The sequence below is a fragment of the Granulosicoccus sp. 3-233 genome, assembly GCF_052681095.1.
This window is the reverse complement of the sequence record NZ_JBQYLE010000021.1, coordinates 1-19,857: the sequence shown is the minus strand read 5'-3', so window position 1 is coordinate 19,857 and position 19,857 is coordinate 1. Positions and strand designations below refer to the sequence as shown.

Annotated in this window: 11 protein-coding genes; 3 read left to right on the top strand and 8 right to left on the bottom strand. The window is 48.2% G+C overall.

Annotated elements, in window-relative coordinates:
* Window positions 1-221: 221 nt before the first annotated feature.
* The 3 genes from ACUNV4_RS28980 to ACUNV4_RS28970 are packed head-to-tail and all read right to left on the bottom strand — an operon-like array spanning window position 222 to window position 3,669.
* Window positions 222-1,484: a glycosyltransferase family 4 protein gene (locus tag ACUNV4_RS28980; RefSeq protein ID WP_430882162.1), complete on the bottom strand. Its 1,263-nt coding sequence runs from the start codon at window positions 1,482-1,484 to the stop codon at window positions 222-224.
* Window positions 1,485-1,487: 3 nt separating this feature from the next.
* Window positions 1,488-2,612, bottom strand: coding sequence for a DegT/DnrJ/EryC1/StrS family aminotransferase (locus tag ACUNV4_RS28975; RefSeq protein ID WP_430882161.1), 1,125 nt, complete (start codon window positions 2,610-2,612; stop codon window positions 1,488-1,490).
* 16 nt (window positions 2,613-2,628) lie between these two features.
* Window positions 2,629-3,669, bottom strand: coding sequence for a Gfo/Idh/MocA family protein (locus tag ACUNV4_RS28970; protein WP_430882183.1), 1,041 nt, complete (start codon window positions 3,667-3,669; stop codon window positions 2,629-2,631).
* Between the two features lie 1,612 nt (window positions 3,670-5,281).
* Here ACUNV4_RS28970 and ACUNV4_RS28965 point away from each other — a divergent pair.
* A complete protein-coding gene (locus tag ACUNV4_RS28965; RefSeq protein ID WP_430882160.1) occupies window positions 5,282-7,642 on the top strand; it encodes a hypothetical protein in 2,361 nt (786 codons plus the stop codon).
* Window positions 7,643-7,975: 333 nt separating this feature from the next.
* On the opposite strand, the gene ACUNV4_RS28960 is transcribed toward ACUNV4_RS28965, so the two are convergent.
* The 4 genes from ACUNV4_RS28960 to ACUNV4_RS28945 form a co-directional block, all read right to left on the bottom strand.
* Window positions 7,976-8,143, bottom strand: coding sequence for a transposase (locus tag ACUNV4_RS28960; RefSeq protein ID WP_430882159.1), 168 nt, complete (start codon window positions 8,141-8,143; stop codon window positions 7,976-7,978).
* Window positions 8,144-8,555: 412 nt separating this feature from the next.
* Entirely contained in the window at window positions 8,556-10,049 is a 1,494-nt protein-coding gene (locus ACUNV4_RS28955) for a hypothetical protein (RefSeq protein WP_430882158.1), read from the bottom strand.
* 851 nt (window positions 10,050-10,900) lie between these two features.
* On the bottom strand, window positions 10,901-12,289 hold the full coding sequence (locus tag ACUNV4_RS28950) for a hypothetical protein (RefSeq protein WP_430882157.1): 1,389 nt from the start codon (window positions 12,287-12,289) through the stop codon (window positions 10,901-10,903).
* A gap of 700 nt (window positions 12,290-12,989) precedes the next feature.
* Window positions 12,990-14,111, bottom strand: a complete 1,122-nt coding sequence (locus ACUNV4_RS28945) for a glycosyltransferase family 4 protein (protein ID WP_430882156.1) — start codon at window positions 14,109-14,111, stop codon at window positions 12,990-12,992.
* Window positions 14,112-15,423: 1,312 nt separating this feature from the next.
* On the opposite strand from ACUNV4_RS28945, the gene ACUNV4_RS28940 reads away from it, so the two are divergent.
* Window positions 15,424-16,758 (top strand): lipopolysaccharide biosynthesis protein, encoded by a 1,335-nt coding sequence (locus tag ACUNV4_RS28940; RefSeq protein ID WP_430882155.1) that lies wholly within the window; start codon window positions 15,424-15,426, stop codon window positions 16,756-16,758.
* Window positions 16,759-16,810: 52 nt separating this feature from the next.
* Here ACUNV4_RS28940 and ACUNV4_RS28935 read toward each other — a convergent pair whose 3' ends face one another.
* On the bottom strand, window positions 16,811-17,464 hold the full coding sequence (locus ACUNV4_RS28935) for an acetyltransferase (protein ID WP_430882154.1): 654 nt from the start codon (window positions 17,462-17,464) through the stop codon (window positions 16,811-16,813).
* Window positions 17,465-18,986: 1,522 nt separating this feature from the next.
* Between ACUNV4_RS28935 and ACUNV4_RS28930 the strand changes: the two genes are divergently transcribed.
* Window positions 18,987-19,733 carry a DnaJ domain-containing protein gene (locus tag ACUNV4_RS28930; RefSeq protein ID WP_430882153.1) on the top strand — a complete coding sequence of 249 codons (747 nt, stop codon included), beginning with the start codon at window positions 18,987-18,989 and terminating at the stop codon, window positions 19,731-19,733.
* Window positions 19,734-19,857: the final 124 nt, after the last annotated feature.

The window sequence follows — 19,857 nt, the reverse complement described above, 5'->3', positions numbered from 1 at the left end:
AAAACAGAATTTTCACACTAGAACGACATAGAGCAAGCTAGAGCGGTAAAGGTCAATCAAATTCGGTACTGATTGATTATTTCGTCCCTATGGCAGCCAACCTTTGAAAACCCTGTAAGCCCTAGCGATGGACACTAAAGATCATCACTCACATTTACCGCCTCCACTTTCAGACATCGAAGTAATCAACGCCCAAAGCAAGCGCTAAAGGTCGATTTCTATCAATTGTATTTACGCAAATAATTGCTAGAGAGACGTTCCAGATAATCACTGAAACTGCCATAAACAGCATTCGCCGTAAACGTGGATGCAAACACAGATCTGGAAGCCTCGCACATCGACTCTCGGAGAACGGTATCATCCTTCAGTCGCATGACACAACGCACAAGCTCATCTCCATCGTCGTACAGCATTCCGCAGTTGTGCTCCCTGATGACATCCGCAGGTACTCCATCGAGAAAACTCAGAATCGGCAGACCGGCGTTCATGTACTCAAATATTTTATTTGAAAGACTTATCTGATAGTCACGCCGACGCTCAATAGGTAACAGGCCTGCAGTAGCCCTGCTCTTCAATTGGGCAAGGGCCGGTTGCGACAACTTTCCAGGCCAGACAATGTTCGACAGATCTGTCGTTCTAGATTTCAGGCTTTCCAGTTGGTCACCATCGCCACACATTACGAATGCGACATCCGGTGCCACCGACTGCAGCTGCCTCGCAGCCGATATGACAGGGTCAATAGCATTGGCGACGGTCGAATTCATCCGGCCAGCAAAATAGAATATATATTGAAAGCTCTCCGAAAGAAATGCCTTGATGGTATCAGTGCCTGTAGCACCTTCCGAACACGGCGGCTGTTCATAACCAATGTAGAAATAGCTATCCTCAGGCCCTTTGCTTCTGCTAGCGTACTTAAGCAGATGGTCACGATAATGAGATGTTATTCCGACCAAGCCTGTCGCGTTTGAAGCGGCATAGGTGATCTCGCGCTTCATCATGCTCAGAACAGGTGCCGCTAGCAGCCTTTTTCCAAGTGAAAGCTCGTCTGAAATGATGTCGGGCCACAGATCGCGTGCGTCTACCACTGCCGGCACATTGAATTGCCTGGCAACCTTCACCGAAGCTGCAGCTAGAGCAGGCGTCGGCATGGAACAAACAATGATGTCAGGCCGCTCCTGTGTTTTGGCAGCCACTCTACGAAATTTACTGGCGAGAATCCAATTGTTTATCAGCCTCGCCAGTGATACTCGCTTGGTGTAAACGACCGGCGAGTGAAGCAGCCTGACATGATAATTTTCAGCTATATCGATTGCTGCATCGCCCCCAAAACGATTCTCCAGATTCTGGTGATCGAAGTCCGAGCACCAGCGCGTTACTTTGTGACCTCTCTTGACAAGAGCTTCGGCCAGCATGTGCATGCGGTAGGCACGGAAGCCCTCATCCGCAGGCAAAGGATCTTCCAGTTTGACAAGCCAAACATGCATGTTCTAGATTTCAGCACTCGACGCTTTCAAAGCATCCACAATGTAGTCCAGCTCTGTATCCTCCATCTCCGGAAAAATGGGTAGTGACAGTATTTTTCCCTGGTTTTCGGTCGCATTGGGGAAGGCGCCTGCCGAATTACCCAAATATGCATATGCCTTGCAGTTGGGCAAAGCCAGCGGATAGTTAATTACTGTCGCGATACCTTTCTTAGTCAAGAAATCCTTTACCGCATCTCTGTTTTCTACCTTGATGACATAAAGATGATAGACATGTGACCGTTCCGGCAACAGAGCAGGTGTGACAACTGAACTGACATCTGCCAATGCATCGTCGTACTGTTTGGCCAGTTCTACACGACGTTTTGTCCAGGCTTCCAGTCGTGGAATCTTGACAGACAGAATGGCTGCTTGAATTCCGTCCATTCGGCTATTGATGCCTTCCAACTGATGATCGCCCTTGCCGCCATGACGACAATATAGTGCCATCCAATCAGCCAGCTCAGAATCGTTGGTCACGATGGCACCTGCATCCCCCATGGCGCCCAGGTTCTTGCCAGGATAGAATGAGTAGGTAGCAATATCCCCGAAAGTTCCGACTTGTTGCCCACGAAAGGTAGCCAAATGCGCTTGTGCGCAATCCTCGATAATGCGTAGATTATGCTTTTTGGCCAGAGGCATCAGGGCATTCATGTCCACGGGCTGACCAAACAAATGCACTGGAATGATGCATTTTGTTTTGGGAGTGATCTTGCGAGCCACATCTTCCAGATCCATCAAAAAGCTGTCAGGCTGCGTATCACAGAAAACCACTTTAGCCCCTGTCTGCGAAATCGTCTCTGCAGTAGAGATCCATGTGTGAGCCGTAGTAATGACCTCATCACCTGGACCCACGCCCAGCGCACGTAAAGCCACATAGATTGCGTCGGTACCATTCGCGCACGAGACGCAATGCTTCACGCCAATCAATGCAGCAAAGCTTTCTTCGAACTGTTCAACCTGACTGCCTCGAACAAATGCTGATTGGGCAATCACCGAAGAAATTGCGTTATCGATTTCGGATTTGAGGGATTGATACTGTCGGTACAAATCGTTGAACGGAACTGAGTCCACGGTTTCGATCCTTGTCATTCTTTTTTATTGTCCGTCAATAGCCGAGTCGACTGCGATGAGGAATGAATCGCAGCGGTACTTCCCTACGAGTTTCGATCGACTCGTAGATTGCGTTGATAAGCTCCAGACTACGCCTCCCAGCCAACCCGTCGACCAGAGCCCGAGTGTCTTCGCGAATAGACCGAACAACCTGTTCGTAATACGCCTTGTGTCCGTACCCGTATACGTTAGGGGGGTTGACAGAGAATTCTTCCAGCACCGTATCGTCGCCAACTTCTGGATTGGCAAAATTCCAAATTTTCATCTCGTTAACCGCAAACCCGCCAATTTCGACCGATCCGCTCTCGCCGATAATTGAAAGGGAACCTTCCAGATCCTTGGGGCGTGTCGCTGTAGTAGCCTCGATGATGCCCAATGCGCCATTGGTAAAGCGCAGAATTACAGCTGCCGTATCTTCTGTTTCTATGTCGACCAGCGCGGTGCTGCTAATGGCTGAAACGGATTCCACATCACCCATCATCCACTGCAACAAGTCCACATGATGACTTGCCTGATTTGCGAGCACGCCACCGTCCTGCGCCCAAGTGCCTCTCCAGTCATCCTGATCATAGTACTGCTGAGTACGACACCATCTTACTCGAACGGTGCCCATCACCAGCTTCCCAAATCTACCTGCCTTCAGAGCCTCTCTCAGCTTGACTACAGGGACATTGAATCGATTCTGCTTGACTACAAACAGCTTGCATCTGTTGCGGTCGCAAGCCTCGATCATTCGATCAGCATCATCCAATCTGAGAGCCATGGGCTTCTCGACGATCAGGTGTTTTCCATAGGGTGCCAACTCGATAACATGGCGAGCGTGATTGCCACTTTCGGTCAGTACGGTGACAACGTCGACTTGCTCCTTCTGCATCATTTCATGCATGTCAAAGTAAGCGGGAACGCCGTGCAGCTCAGCAACCGCCTTGGCGCGTTCTGGTTTCAAGTCGCATACGGCAACTAGCTCCATCCCATCGATTTGTTTCTTGCCCAACAACTCAGAGTGCCGTTGCGAAATCCTGCCGCATCCGACCAAAGCTACCTTTAGCAAGCCAGTCTCCCTATATTACAAATGTGATGATGATCAATCGCCTGCACTCGATCAATTCACAGAAAGTTGATTTACGCAGAAAATGTGTATATTCAGCTTGCAAATGGCCTTTCTCAACCATTGATGTTGACTGAAATCAGTGCGCAAGCATATCACATCACATGTGGATTCGAGAGCTAGGTCAGGGCCCAGAAGTCACTCCCGCGGCATGGTTGAAAGTGGTAGCTAAGCAAAATTGAAAAAGGTGTCGTTTCTGGTGATTGATAGTTGCCAGACCACCAAGTTACCATCAGCAGGCTGATGAAACTCGATAGCAAGACGCTCTCGATCTCGAGAGCCAATTCGATTCGCACCATCGGGAAGTGCCTGATTCGAGAGCAATTGCTGTCAGCGCCCCTTGGTGAGGATCCAACTGGACTTCACCCAGTTTCGTGGACACCCTGTTGGAGCGATAGTTAGTGTTCAAAAATGCCCCATCAAAAACCTGAAAAGCTAGAGAGCACGGCGTAATGTCACCGCAGAGTACAAATAGAATGGGCTAGATCGGGTGACTCGAAGTGAGAAGTCTTCCAACGAAGCCAGCCGGGGTCTGGGCTTGCCCGAAACAGCAGTCAAACGCTGAATGAAGCTGGCCGAGTAAAGTGGCAAGGGTAGACTGGTTACGCACGAGGCCGGAGCAAAGCGTTCAGGCGGTTGTGGGCTGAGAACCGCGCACTGTCGCAGGAGCGCGAACACATGGGAAAGGCGGCCTCGTCGCCAATGAGTCGACATGGGACTCCCCCTGCCGCGTCGGACCGTCCACGTGATGAGGGCCGGTTGCATGTTGTCGCTCCCATGATAGATCCGTTCAATCCAGAAGTGATCAGTTTGGCCTGCGGTGAGCAGATCAATCAAAACCTGACGCTGATAGCACTGGAGGTCGCTATCGCGATGCACGGCGCCTCTCAAGCGGCTGATACACCATTCAGACCGAAGTAGTACTTATAACTTGAGAACCCTGACAAGCATGGCATCGTAGGCGGCATGAGTCGTAAGGATAACAAGGTGCAGAAAGCTTTTTCGCGACTTCGAAAAAGAGCATATAAACCGTCACCACTATGCGAATCCTGCCGAGGCTGTACTGCGGATATTCGAATATGTGGATGTATCCTACGTTCGAACCTGGCTGCACTCAAGCAGTAGCCACCACAGACCTGTCTACTACCACCATGTTATTACAATGGTGGCACTGCCTGTCTATTTTCATGTGCCCATGTAGCTGGTAACGGCTAGAGTCAAGGTTCAGCGTCAGGCTGTGTAGGCAACACTGTGTGCCAATGCACCGCTTTACTTATTTTGAGCGCCCCATCACAAGCCAGCATTCAGGTTCGCCTCCATTCCTGTAGATAGTTCACGCCAACACTCTTTATTTTTTTTGGACACAGCCAGCAGATATGTCAAGCGAGCAAGCCTTTTTGACAACCAGGTTCATGTATTCCCTACCTTCACGACGATACGGTTCAAGAAAATCGGAAAACAAGACGAAGTAAGCTTACAACAATAAAAAAACGCATTGCGACCTTCCCGGTTGGATTTGCGGGGCAAATAAAAACAAAAAATGGCCAAATCAAAATCGTTCGCTGTCTTGACAGCAATCTCGTCGACGCTTGCGCTCCAAGCTTGTTCAGAAGGTATCAACTCGGCAGAAGAGGCAATTGAAAATGCTTCTGCAGAAGTTACTGATCTTCCCGAAATCTCCATTGGAGCAGCAAATCCAACCAACGCTGAAACCACGCCCCCTGCCACCATATCGAACTACATAGTCAACAACATAACTCTTTTGCCATCCTCTCCCCCACCATCAATCACAGATGAGGAAACGCAGCCCGATTCGACGCCTATTGGTGCACCCGACGTTGACACGCCAGCAGAAATTGACCCCGAAGTAGTTACAGATACACCGTCAGAAATTGACCCGGAAGTAGACACTGACGTACCGTCAGAAGCCGCCCCTGAAGCAGCTCCCGATACACTGACAGAAATCGAACCGGAAGTAGACACTGACGTACCGTCAGAAGCCGCCCCTGAAGCATCTCCCGATACACCGACAGAAATCGATTCTGAAGTGGATACCGACGCACAAACAGAAACGGATCCCGAAGTACCTACAGAACCAGCAATTGAAACAGATGTAGACGAGGTTTTAGCGCCGCCCCCTCCAAAGACAGACTCTGAGTCAGAGGCTGATACACCGCCAGTCACCGACGAGTCCGAATCGGCTAGTGTAGACTACACACCAGTAATTGAATCTCCTGCAATGGGTGAACTTGTGCCATTTGGAAGCACGATAAGTTTTGCATGGTCTATTCCAGCTACGCTACTTGGAGGAGCGGTAACCGGATTTGATATCACGATGGTAACTTCGCCTGAAGGCGATGTGTTCTATAGAAACAACCTGGTTAGCGTGTCAAATTGCAGCGATAGCGGACTGTGCACCTACGAGCTAGACAGTGCAGATGTGCCAGTTCCTGAAGGCGATAACGTTTGGTATATCTCATCGGTAGGAGAACACTCAGGTACCAATCTTGCCAAGAGCTCTTTCACACTAGACGTAAATCCTGTAGTGGAGACCACAGAAGGTTTGCGCATACTTTCGCCAGCTTCCGACCATGTTGCTGACTCACCCTCAGTCTATTTTTCATGGGAAGATCCGAGCAATTCGGATGCTGTTTACGATTTGCACGTTTACAGTGATGCTGCAAGAACCCAGAAAATTGTGGGAACAAATGGTGTCATTTTCGATACTGCAGGCATACGAACAGCAACGAGTCATACTTTCACGGATGACCCATCAGACGGAACTACGAGGTACGGACTATTAGTGCAGTGGCCAGACGCCACATATAATGCCGAGTTTAGAAAAGAAGTACTTTTCGAATACACAGCTTACAAACCATCCTTAAAGACAACAGGACGACTGAATAACGATATCGCTTTTACCAACAATGCAAACGATATAGCAAAGGCATTCGAGTACGAAGACAAGTTCTATAGCTACTTAGATTCCATCGAGTCGTATGTAGATTCGGTATATAAAAACCATAACGAAGCCAAGTTGTACGAGACAGGTTATTCAGGAGTCAACGGCGCTCGTTTCTACCACCTGTATGACGAAATGTTTTCACTGGGCAAGGTTATTCGTCTGACTCATATTGAAAAACCGGCACATTACGAGGACTACAAGACACTTGCTCTGAAAACATTACGTGAGCATTACGCAATATTTGTCGGCCACACAGGGCTAGAGAATGCACCGAATCGAGGAAGCAGTATATTCTACGCCGCAACTGACAGATGGCGATTTCTTGATGCTTCTCGAGCCCTTGCCTGGATGGCATATTTGATGGACAGCATTCTCTATGCGGACAGCAGCTATGCAGAAGAATTCTCGGGCTACGCTGATAGACTCAAAACAATAATGGAGCCATATCTTGATTCCGGAGTTGCACCCAATAGAAATGCACACATGGCAGCGCACACTGCATTAGCTGGGCTCATGTTGGGAAGAATTGGTGGATACATGGCAGAGGTTCAGGACAGAGTTGTAACTTCATTGAGAGATATCACAGCAGCAAAGGTAGATCCTTGGGACCTGACAGACATCAGCCATGCGGCACAGTCAGAACAAGCAATGTTTTATGTCTACGAATCCAACCGGAGAGGCTTGAGTTTGCCTGAATTATCTTCCATCGATAATAGCCTGATTACTGCGCTTGCACGCGGTGCGGCAACGAGAATGAACAATAGCAACTATAGCGCCAGTGTATCTCCCTACACTGAGAGCTATGGCGAGCTGGTTAAATTCAGCAGCGCAATTGCTTCGCATATCGCATTGCCTTCTGAATATGGAAATTCCAATCGCTCATGGATAACCACTGCTCACATAGCGTATGGGTATGCAATAGACAGCAGCCAATAATAGCCTAACCTTTGTAACAGACTTCTTATCTGCGTCTATGGTAAGTGGTGTTCCTCTAGTTGATTGACTCATGGTCAAGATCAGAAACACCGCTTACCAGGATAAGCGTCCGACTTGAACAGCATTGACCAACGCAACAACAAGAGATCAAGCGGCCGCGGATAACGCCAACTTTATTTCACACTTTCTCGGCGATCGCCTCAGACTGTTTGTAATGCCTCTTCGTCCCGTTCATAAAGCTCGTCCATGGTCAAGTATCGGCGAGTACCCCATTTTTGCTACTCGTCACATGCCTGAGTCTGGGGCGCTACCAGCATCAGTGCCGGTTGACCGTCAGGAAAGGGCTGAAACTACCTGCGTTCGATGTAGAATTTCAAGCACCAGTCTCACCAGCGGGTTGTTAGATACGATACGCGTCCAGTGATTAACCAGGAATCGATAGTAGGTCAATGGGTCGTCGATTTTTCTCTCGAACAGCTCTGCTGCCTTGGGTAACTGCATATCGCTTTATGTCTGAGAGACTTCGCGTGGTTTTTTCTGAGCCGTCTCAAGACTTTCTTGCGAGTAAATCGCCTAGAGCATGCAGGCCACTTCATCCTCTGAGCGCGCCCTGCAATCACTACATTGATAACAGCGATACAAAATCACGCTCAACGAGAAACTCCACTCGGGAATATCTACCGCGCTCAAGCAGCATAGCTCGCTCTTTGACTTCCTGAGCGCTGCAAAACAACCGACCCCAGCACCTATCCCTACCGCGGTGGTCACTCCAAATTGCACCTTAAACTAAATCAATTGCTTACACCATTTTTTATTGAACTCGGAATGCCCCGATGCGTTTTTCTGAACGGGACTAGCTTATAATTACTTCAGACTATACACATCGCTTATCGATAGAAGAAACTTCTACAGTCTACTCACTATTTTTCCATCGATATATCATGACATTGAATAGCTCAGGATTCTCCACCGTCGTGATGTACTCAGCCCCTGGCAACTCATCCAACAAATAGCCTTCTCGTGTAAATAGATAATCAGGACTATAAATATTCATCACCTTATTGAAGCTTTCATCATTCAATACACTTCTGAAGATTGGCATCGCATCTACAGGTCTCAATGCAGAAATCACAGACAGCCACCCTCCCAACGTATTTCCGAGCAATGCTACTCGAGCCTCGGGCTCAATAAACTCAAACTGCCTTTCAAATACCAGTAGCCCCTGCCTTCCTTCTCGCCCTTCAATCTGAATTTTCTGAAACATCCTTACATCAATTATACAATATAGTGTCAGAACAACGATTATCACACCTGCACGAAGATTTTCACGCTTCCAACCAGACAACCACGCTAAAGTGCAACAAATGGCGACCGAGGAGATGAACAACTGATACCGCACCTGGTTTTGCATCAACGCAATCATTCCGCCGTAACTCAGCATGAATATGGTGGAAATATAAAGAAATTTCCAATCTCTATGATGCCGTTTAAAGAACAGCAACATCAAGGCGATAAACCCCACATTGGTTACCAGAAACAGTGGCGACTCTACAGAGGGTATAAATTGTATCTGTAGCGCATGCAGAAACTTGCCGAATATAAATTCCAGAGTAATCCGAGGTACTTCGTCGGATAACTGCCAGATCGAATTCGTCACACCAGGGGCTGTTGAGACGATGAGATCCTTTATAGTGGGCGGAAACGATGTAGGAAACCATATTCCCTTCAACACACTCGCAACAACAACCGACCCCGTGGCCAGCACTGGCATGACCCAAACACGACACACCGTCAAACCATAAATACTATAGAAAACGCCAACTATCACATATAAAGGGTGCGACAACGACCCGATAAACAAGGCCGACAATAACAAGACTCTCTTGATGCGCCCCCCCTCGTCAGTCACACACGCGTATAACACTGCAGCACTAAGCAGACCGAAAAATGTTTCTTGCAAAAAATTCCCCGCCAACCAAACGTTGATCGGTGTCAGCAGGTATACAATCACACCTACCAAACCCCAAGCTACATTGGTCAAGAATGCCAACGTTAGTCCGGTGAAGAGAGCCGCCAACAGAAAGAACAGCAGATTTGTATACTTCCACGCGTAGAACGCGCCTGTAAACTGAGCTACTTGCGCATTAATGTACAAGAGTGGCCCGTTGTGAGCGAAATAGGTGTCAATATCTGGAGTACCAGCACGAAGTACGTCTCCGGGAAAAACAGTATTTGTCAACGGTGGGAGACCGCTAGCCAACGTTTCAGTGTCAGCCATATACCAGAATTGATCACTGCCACGCACACCATCTACAAAGTAGACATACGCCGCGCAAACGAATAGAACCACGAAAAAAGTCAACAGCGGCAAAAGGAAGAAACTGCGTTGCAACGGAATTGATTTCACTAAGTAGTTACCGAGTCTTTAAGTGTACTTTCGACGCTGTGATGAGACAGCCGTCAGCCTGATCAATGATACAGAAGTTTGCCTGTTGCCGCTGACAGCTGCACCCTGTAGCACGACTCAGCATATGCTTGAATTACCACCACAAGATTACGCCATTATGGCTTTTGATAAGTCAGCATTCAGCATCAGCTCCAGATTCTTCTGCACTGTCTGTACGCGATGCCGACGGTTAGAACATTTATAAAACTATTCACAGTCCTGAAGTGTGCTTTCCAATATAGCTGCTTAATCGAAATACCATAAATGGCAGGGGCCTGTCATGTATGCGTGAAAGCTTATCAGCCTTCTCCAAGCATCACGAATACGCAAACAAGAGACAATGATCGCAACAGATATGTGACCCTAATGATACGAGAGAAACCTGACAAGCAGGCTCACAGTCGATATTCAGAAAAGCACACCGTTCAGTATGCTGAGCTAACTGAATTCATCAGCGACAGTCAGAATAAACAAAATAGCAAGAAAGCATAACTTAAACGCAAATACGTAGAGACGTAACAATGAACTGCTTTAGTACGAGAAACCTGTACGTATTTCTCTCAGAGCGAAAGATGAGAAATGCTTATTCCTTCAATAGAGTTACAGCTGTCCAAACACCTTGTACCGAATGACGACGGTAGATTGCCCACACGATCAGCTACCTTCTCCATCTCAATCATAAGACTTACTTCAACGATATGCCCTCATTCAGTGTGCCAAGAAACTATCGGTAGAACTATTCTTGTGTTCAGGACTGAACCAACTACCCTGGACCCGACAGACTAACCGAGTCGAGCTTGCATACCACTCTATCACTTGTGCGCAGGAGCGAGTCGTGACCTACGATGCCGACGTCGTTTAGTTGAACGAGTCCCTTTATTGAATAATTGTGAATTTACACGTGATTGGTGGTACCAGTTACCAAACAAGCCAAGAGAAAACCACAATGGCGACCAGGTAAAAAAGGCAGAAAACATACCCATCGTCAGAACCGCAAAGATGCAAAGCAGCCTGAACAAACCATAAGTCTGATTTCCATAGATCGATGAATGTCGGGCAATGAATGAGTGTGATATTTCCAGATAGATAGATACCAATATACAAAGAAATATAACAAACCCGACCACCCCAAGGTGCGTAAGAACCGACAGTGTGCTGTGCACGTAGGTGCCTTCGCCGGTTGTTAAAAGATGCACTTGAGTATTACCAAATATCGGGCTGTGCGCAAAGTGCAACATGAAGTTCCGACTGAATAGTTCGCTTCTACCTGTAACAGACGTTACTTCCCCGGTTCCAAAACCAGTAATTCGCAATGCGTCAGCATCGATTCCGAGTATTTGCAGCACTGTTCCACCTAGTACGACAACAAGAACAAGCCCTATGAGACTGGCAAACAATAGCTTGAATACCATCCCGCTGAGAAGAATATTGAGGATACTCGTACGCCGGACTCGCGTCCCGGATGCGGGAGCGGCGAAAATTACGGCGAAATAGATGAACAAGATGCCAATTGGCACGACAAACCCCTTGTTACTTCCCAGCAACTGAGATGTGAACGCAAATATCCCACAGGCTGCCATCAGAATAAGCGAGGGTATTAGTAACAACCTGGCCCCATCTCGCTTCGACGTTACAGCGATCACGCAGACAAGTGCGGCAAGAGCCAGAAATTGCAATGAGAAATAATCACCTACTCGCTGGTAACCCACTAATTCTTCGGTACGGAACACATCGCTAGATACATTCTCCCGGTTCGCGAAGAATACCAGCAGCGCGAATACGAGTACGAGTATTCCGTAAAGGGTCGTCATAAGGTACAAAACAGCCGAAGATTGAGTGTCCTTTCTCAGATCATAGATTGCAGACAAGGCTTGAGAAACCATTAGCCCCATTATGAAAGTCAGCAGCACCCCGGAAGTCGTACTGAGCATATGCCGCCTGACTTCCCACGTGGTGCCGGATTCCACGTACAACTTCGTAGCAAAGTAAATGAAAAAAGTGGCCAAAAAAATGGCAGGGATGCGCCACATCAAGAAATTGCTGAGATTTCCAGAGATCACAATCAAAATTCCGTATACAGCCATGCCTGCAAACAGAAACACGAATCCGTGCGATCCTTCTATATTTATTGTGTTCAGATAAACGAATAGCGAGAAAAATACGAGTATGGCGTAAGACGACATAGCTCTGGCAAAATTCATGATTACATCCTTTGGAGAGTCGAAATTATCGCTTGTCGTGAACCGTATTTCTTGCCATCAAGATTTGATTTGCAGCAATCGAGTGGGCTTTGAGTTTCGAGCACGACGGCGCACAAGAGCAGATTAAACCTCATTACAGGTGGCTGTAAAATTACGCTACGCCCCTGCCTCTCAAACTGTGGTGCTAACTCAACCAGTTTGGTTGCTTGAAAAACAACCTCACCGATAGTATGCAAGGTTGGCATGGGCGGCCCTGCAAATCATCCCCATACTGTTAGCGCCCACCGTCCGCACCTTGTCGACGTCGCGACGAAACAATCTTTTTAACGCATTACATTGCAGACAAGCAATGCAATATTTTGCATAATTTGCATAATTTGCAGTGTAAAATCACTACGCCTCCTAATTGAAATTGTAATGCATATCACACCGTTTTGTTGATGAACCAACAAGGGCATCAAAGCCGAAAATACATGAAATGCGAACTCTGTTGCGAACTGGCCCTGACGTGTGACGTAGCACCATAACGAACTCAATTCGCATGCTGATAGGACCTAGCCTAAACGGAGATCACTACCGAACCAACAAATTTACGATCATGTTAACGCAGCTCGCTTGAGGCACTACTTCCAATTGTCATACCAAGCCGGCCTGACAAACTACTCATGCACTAGCTGTTTACGCAACCATGCCTTGAAACTCAAAGCAGACTTTTGTAAAGATCTAACAACTTGGTTCTCTCAGCGGCCCATGAGTATTTTTCCCTTACCGCCTGCTTTCCACGGACAGCCATTGCCTTGAACCGATCTGGATCTTCTTTCAGCTCTTGCACTGCCGCACACAAAGCAGGCATATCTTCAGGATCAACCGCGATTCCACATTCGTCATCACTAACGATGGACTGCCAAAGCGGGAAATTCGAGCACAATACCGGTAAACCAAATTGCATGTATTCGAACAACTTTATGGGTAGTGCTTCGTCGTACCCGTAGCCAGGCAACAAGATAACCAACCCGATTGCCGGCTGTCGACAATACTCAAATTCAACTTCTTCCTTGGTCAGCATGCCGAGATAGTCAACATACTGCCATCCCGGCATTACTTCGAGCTCTTCAATAGTTACTCCTCGCAGGGGTCCCATCAGACAGAAACGAGTCTGCGTCGCACCAGCAAGTTCGATCATCTGGCGCAACCCCCTCGAGTCAGAAATACCCCCAGCGTAACAGAGTCTCAACGCACCAATCCTATCTGAACAATCATCATTGCAGGGAACAGGCTGTTTCGAACCCTCAATGACTGGATAGTTACGCAACAACACCACGTCTCGTCCACCAGCCGACTTGAATCGATCCAGAATGGTTTGAGTTGTGCAAACACAGGCAGCCAGACGTCGCGCTAATACACCTTCCAGGTAGGCAGAAATACGAGCGATATACCGTTGCAAACGAGGCCTTATCCAAGGCTTGAACATGATGTCGTTAGGCAAGTCTTCGTGAACATCGTAGATCACTTTCTTGCCAAACAGGCTCAAGATAAGACCAATACCAAACAGCTCCGGATCGTGATAGTGATAGATGTCCGCCTTGAGTCGCCAAGCCGTCAGCAATGCTTTCGGCTGGGCGAAGACTATCCTCTTGACACGGCCTGTATATCCGCCAAGATCAATCAGCTGAACATTCTGATCCTGCTCGTCATCCAAGCCATCGTTAACGATCAGCGTCACTCGATAACCCGCCTCTACAAGACTCAGACATTCCTTGTAGAAGATTCGACCATCTTTGCGTCTGTGTACTGTTGTGATCTGACAAATATGGTGTTTCATGCGCAGACTGACTCATACTGCCGTACACTGGAATGCCTGCCGAGGCCAGAACCAGATGGCGTTTTGATAGTTTTCAAAAAAAAGACTGTGGAGTTGTAAAGCCTAAGCATGATCCCGAAAGGCACATGAATCGAGCCATGCGCCGACTGCACTACTAAACGCTTCATACATCTCCTGTAAAACTGTTCTCGCCTGCTAAATCAGAACGAGTAACGATAATTTGCAACGATAGGCACTCTCAACCAGCGCCTCTCTCGAACGAGGCACCTGATGGGCCTCCGAATCCGAATTCAATAACGCATGACTTACAACTTGCGTAGCAACCTCGCCATCGCCCCGCAGCAAACGCAACGTTGAATTGTAACTGAAAAGTACCAGCTGGCGTGACTGTGCCTATGACCCGCTAGCGCTCTTTTCAGTAGGGCTTCACAAAGGACAAACGCGGCAGTGAGGACAGCACTTGTGATTGGTGAGACCACTGAAGCACGTAGACCAGCTTCCTCGCCAATCGAGAGATCGACTCAAGCTGCTAACACGCTGAGCCAGGGCCGAGGCTAACCCGTACTGCACATAAGAGTTCTCGAGCCATGAGCCAAGTATGAGATTCAAAGCTTCAAGAACCAGTTGAAGCTCACTCGATCCTTCTCCGACATTGATGCCTTTCTGCTCGAAATTTCTCGACTTTGATCTATTCTATCGGCCATCATTTCATGCAAGCTACATGAACCGTTACCCACGACCTGTTGTGTTATGCCCTGTCCCAGCGAACACGCCTGCTCCAATCGATCCAAGCCGATAACAAAAGCCACAACATATAGCTACCGAACGACGTCATTTTCTATAATCGATTCTTATTCCCACATACGAGCATTGGGCCCACTGATTTGCATGCATAAAAATTTGAAACGCGAATTAAGAACTCCAAGCCAAAGTGCTTGTTACTACAATCTTGGCACATTGATATTCCAGAAAACCTGGCCAACCGTATATTCTCCAACTCCCCTGCTCATCAACTGTGGCAATTCGACAAGAATGATGATCATTGCTTTTCAGCACTCGACATCCTCGCCCCTATAGCACTACAAGCTGTCAGAGATTGCAAAACGAGTAAGTCGCTGGATCGGTGGCATCGAGCCCCACCCAACTGCCAAGAAAATATAGTTTAAAGCACTTGAGAAACACGGATTGCCATGTTCGACACAATCGTATAAAATTCGACCCGCTCACGCCAGTAGCGCCCCCAGCATTCACTGAAAAATTTCCAGAGCTCACTGACTGTGGACTGATTGGATCCAATCGGCATTGGAGGTTATTGCGCGTATTGCTCCGACGTCTTGATACGCGCATCGCCAAAATTTTACAATCAATGTTAAGAAGCTTTAAGCATGGCTCCTACCGACAACAAGTCGCCATACTAGTATCGGGTACAGCTGCTGCTCAGGTTCTGCCAATCGCCGCAAGCCCGATACTGACACGATTGTACGAGCCTGAAGATTTCGGCGTATTAGCGATTTTTGCCTCTGTGGCAAGTATTCTTATCAGCGTTTCATCAGCACAGTATGATCAGGCCATCACACTGCCTGAAAAAGATGAAGATGCAGCAACCATAGTATCTCTCTGTATCAGAATTTGTGGCATTTTCAGCCTTCTATTGCTGCTTCTGGTTTTACTGTTCAATCATACTCTGGCGCAGTGGATCGGACACCCAGAAATCGCTTCCTGGCTTTACTTGATACCTTTTTCCGTATTTGCGTCCGGGCTCTTCTCTACTTTCACTTTCTGGTGTAATAGACGCGCGGCTTATGGACACATTGCAAAACAGACTTTTCAGCTCAGTGCTGTGACAGTAACATCCAGCATTGCTCTTGGCTTTGCCTCAATTGCCGGCGGCCAGATTATTGGCGTCACGCTGGGCCGAATAAGCTCGGCCTTTTGCATGATGCGCGTCGTATACAAAACGGACAAGAAAATTCTGATACTGGGATTCAGAACCAAGGTGTTGCCATTGGCAAAGCGCTACATTGCCCACCCTACATACTTTACACCATCTCGACTGATCAATACGTTTGCACTGCAGATACCAGTGCTTATGATATCCAATCTGTTTCTTATCTCAACCGTTGGCTTTTTCTCGATAGCGTACAAGCTAGTTGCATTACCAACATCCATTATTGCCAACGCAATTGGCAATGTCTACAGACAAAAAATTTCGGAGTCATATAACGAACACGGTCATTATCGACATATATACAAACGGACGCTGCTGATCACTATATTGGCCTCCATAATACCTTTCACGGCGCTATACCTGTTTGCTCCATTTCTGTTCGCTGTAGTGTTCGGCGAGGAATGGCGAGTGGCAGGTGACTATGCACAAATACTGGTAGTCTCAACTTTCTTCTCTTTCATCACCACTCCTCTCAACAAGGGCGCAATTGTGGTTGGAGCGAAACGCTACGACCTTGCATGGAACATCGGTAGATTTTCATGCTTCTCCGCATTGTGGCTACTGGGATACAGCTTCAAGCTGTCGATAGACGTTGTACTGTGGATTTTTGTTTGTGCAAACATCTGCCTGTATCTGATAGATGCAGTTTATCAATACAAATTGTCTGGAGGCTCAAGCAATAATCCTAACCCCGCATAACTCCCCTCCCTGTCACACACCGTAGACTTCGACTTCACGTGAAAAACCAAGCTCACGCCAATTTCTTCTTTGCAACAGCTGGTACGCCAGCATACAAGGTGTAAGGCTCCGTCGATTTCGTGACACAAGACCCCGCGGCAATAACCCCGCCATCGCCCAGAACCAGAGGATTGCCTGCACTACCGTTCAGGATATTCGCCCCCGTCCCCACAAAGACTCCCTCGCCCATTGTCACGTTGCCTGAGACATGAACCCCGGGCGATATTGTTGTGTAATCACCGATCACGACATCATGCCCTACCGTACAGTCCAGATTGACATGCACGTGTTCACCAATTTCGATATCGACGGTAAGAATATTTCCAGCACATATTATGCTGCCGCTCCCCATTCGCACCCTGCTACTGACCGCCACGCTAGAATGCACCAGAACCGGTGATGAAAGGCCTCGTTCAATCAACCTCGCCGCAATGGCTTTTCTGGTAGCAGGACTACCCACTCCGATCGCAAAACTGGCCTGGGAGTTCATCGATACAGCCTCCTCAAAGCTCATTACTGGACGGCTATCAGGCCAGTCGGCAGGCTGCGGTTGATTGTCGTCGATAAAGCCTATTACTTTGAAAGGAGAATTTGCCGAACTGTCAATCAACCATGCAACCTCTCTGGCAAAACCACCGGCACCGAAAACAAACACTGATGAGCCCATACGCTTGGTTCCTCGATAACAAACATCAAAATGCGAACGCTGCCTTGACTGGCAGATCCGTCAACAAATACGCGCGAACCTGTCGAGGAACGCCTAAGCGGCAGTAGACCGAATGTGCGTCGCTTGAGTCGCGGGAAATCAACAACAGCTTCTGCTTGACGTTGCAACTCCAATTGACCACACAGCAAGCCACCCTTACCCGATTCAACCGCGTAATAGTCAATCGATCTTCACTTGGTCACCAGACTATCGTCGCAGACAACACCAATCAAGCATCTTATGCATGTTCGGTTGAGGTATAGACGGCGCGAAAGGTCGCCACCCCATACTCTGACTTTCGCCCATCTACCATTTTCGGACCCCGGATCAGGCTCGAGCGAAATATTTTTTTACTGGTCTGGCAATGAAGACAATCTAGCCCGAATAGCGAAACGACGTCTTTTCCTTGCCTTGAACTTTATCTGGCAAGGTAGAACATTGCACCGGCTTTCATCCAATCATCTGAGTCGATTGGCCGGGTCCTCGAAGATAAAGTATCGCGTCCTGACTAAAAGTAGACCAGCGCGTGACTGGCACCACCAGCACAGTCATGTCTGCGAACTTCACTGGAACAGTTGGACATTTCCAGCTATCAGATACGCGTCATCTCGCGCATCCGAGAATCACCGCGCACTATTACCTGACCATGCGGACTCTAGCGTCTCAAAAAATATCCGATCTTTTTTGCTGAAAAGCATAGGCCCAGTATCACGGCTACTACGACCCCGAACGCAACCGCGTTATGTACGGGCATGGATGCCAGATCCAGTAAAATCAAAGCACACAAACCACCTATCAGGACGGCCAGAGCCATGCGACGGCCATATTTCCAACGATGCCGGCTCATGGAAACCGCTGGCCTGGCAAAGGGATTCACGCTCTCGGAGAAAAAGACGAATGCAAGGTAGGTCAACGTGCACAACACGATCACAGGTATCATACAATCACCTCTTTAGAGATTTATTGTGAACTAAATCACATATTTTACCTTCTGTGATGTCGAATTGTCAGACTATTTCTTTACCTACTGTTACCGAAACCTGAGCACGCCCCATAGCCTCGCACGTCGAACACCACACGATCTAAACTAGATGATGCTGCGCCGAATTGGTACCGCTAATTCGGGTCAATTCTTGACAAGGGTGTTATTGTATGTTTTACAAACTCGACGCAAGTATCGTGCTTGTGCAGCGATAGACTCCAAAACTTCGCAACGGTACCGTCTTCAAACCAGGTTAGCTTGCAGAGAAGGGCTTCCGAACTGAAATGATCCGCGTGTATCGGGCTGTTTCAAAGCCAACCAAGCACAAACGATCAACTTTTCCCAGCGGCTGCCTTACTCCACACCATGCGTGGTCTACTATCGAGGTAAATCGCTGGAGCAAGAGGCTATCAACGCCACACAGCACCCGAATCCTGTACGTCAGCGGGAGTGATATCCTCTACCCCTTTCACGACCTGTCTGCAGAGAGATACCTGACAAGTGAGTTTATTGTTCTTCATCGCCTTGGTGGTCGTTGGCTGGCTACTTTACAACGTCCACTTGAAGAAATTTCTGCAGCAAAGCGGCCCAGGCAAGTTGAAGCTTGCCCTGATCCTGCTAGGGCTCATATTCTTGCTGATGGCTGTGACAGGAAGAGCTCCCGCACTCTTCGCCCTTATTGGTGCGGCAATGACCCAGCTCTTCAGAGTAGCCCCATTACTGATACGTTTCGCACCAGCGCTGCGCAATTTGTGGGGAACCAGCTCAGCGGGTGCGAACGGCCGCAATGCGAACGCAGGCGTCTCCAGGGTGGCAACGGCTACCATAGACATGACACTCGATCATGGCTCCGGGACCATGGACGGACTCGTGAAATGCGGACCTTGCACGGGTAGACACCTGAGCCAACTATCGATCAACGAGCTGAGATCGGTATACGCCCATTGCCAACAGCACGATATCGATGCACTGCGCCTGGTCCAGACGTATGTCAGCCGCACTCATGCAGAAGAATGGCAAGATGAAGATGCGCAACAAAATGGCAATGAATCCCCCAGAGGTTCAACAGCGGCAATGTCGGTAGACGAAGCCAGGCAAATTCTGGGAGTCAGCGCATCTGCGGGAAAACAAGACATTGTGCAAGCGCATCGGTCTCTGATGAGTCGTTTGCATCCCGACAAAGGGGGTAGTACCTACCTTGCGGCGAAAGTGAATACAGCCAAGAAACTCCTGTTGGACAAATTGTAGGAGATATAGTCAATAGTAGTGTCCAGCCAGTTGAATCAAGCGACGCTCTGGTTGACCTCCTGCACTTCAACGCCGTCGTTGAATTTGATTCCGGTGAGGACCTTGGCCAGGTAGTCAAAGCCCC

Excerpts from the sequence above, each read along its gene's own strand:
- ACUNV4_RS28965 (WP_430882160.1), top strand. The coding sequence starts at position 5,282 with ATGGCCAAATCAAAATCGTTCGCTGTCTTGACAGCAATCTCGTCGACG.
- ACUNV4_RS28950 (WP_430882157.1), bottom strand. The coding sequence starts at position 12,289 with ATGAATTTTGCCAGAGCTATGTCGTCTTACGCCATACTCGTATTTTTC.
- ACUNV4_RS28975 (WP_430882161.1), bottom strand. The coding sequence starts at position 2,612 with ATGACAAGGATCGAAACCGTGGACTCAGTTCCGTTCAACGATTTGTAC.
- ACUNV4_RS28980 (WP_430882162.1), bottom strand. The coding sequence starts at position 1,484 with ATGCATGTTTGGCTTGTCAAACTGGAAGATCCTTTGCCTGCGGATGAG.
- ACUNV4_RS28935 (WP_430882154.1), bottom strand. The coding sequence starts at position 17,464 with ATGGGCTCATCAGTGTTTGTTTTCGGTGCCGGTGGTTTTGCCAGAGAG.
- ACUNV4_RS28945 (WP_430882156.1), bottom strand. The coding sequence starts at position 14,111 with ATGAAACACCATATTTGTCAGATCACAACAGTACACAGACGCAAAGAT.
- ACUNV4_RS28960 (WP_430882159.1), bottom strand. The coding sequence starts at position 8,143 with ATGCAGTTACCCAAGGCAGCAGAGCTGTTCGAGAGAAAAATCGACGAC.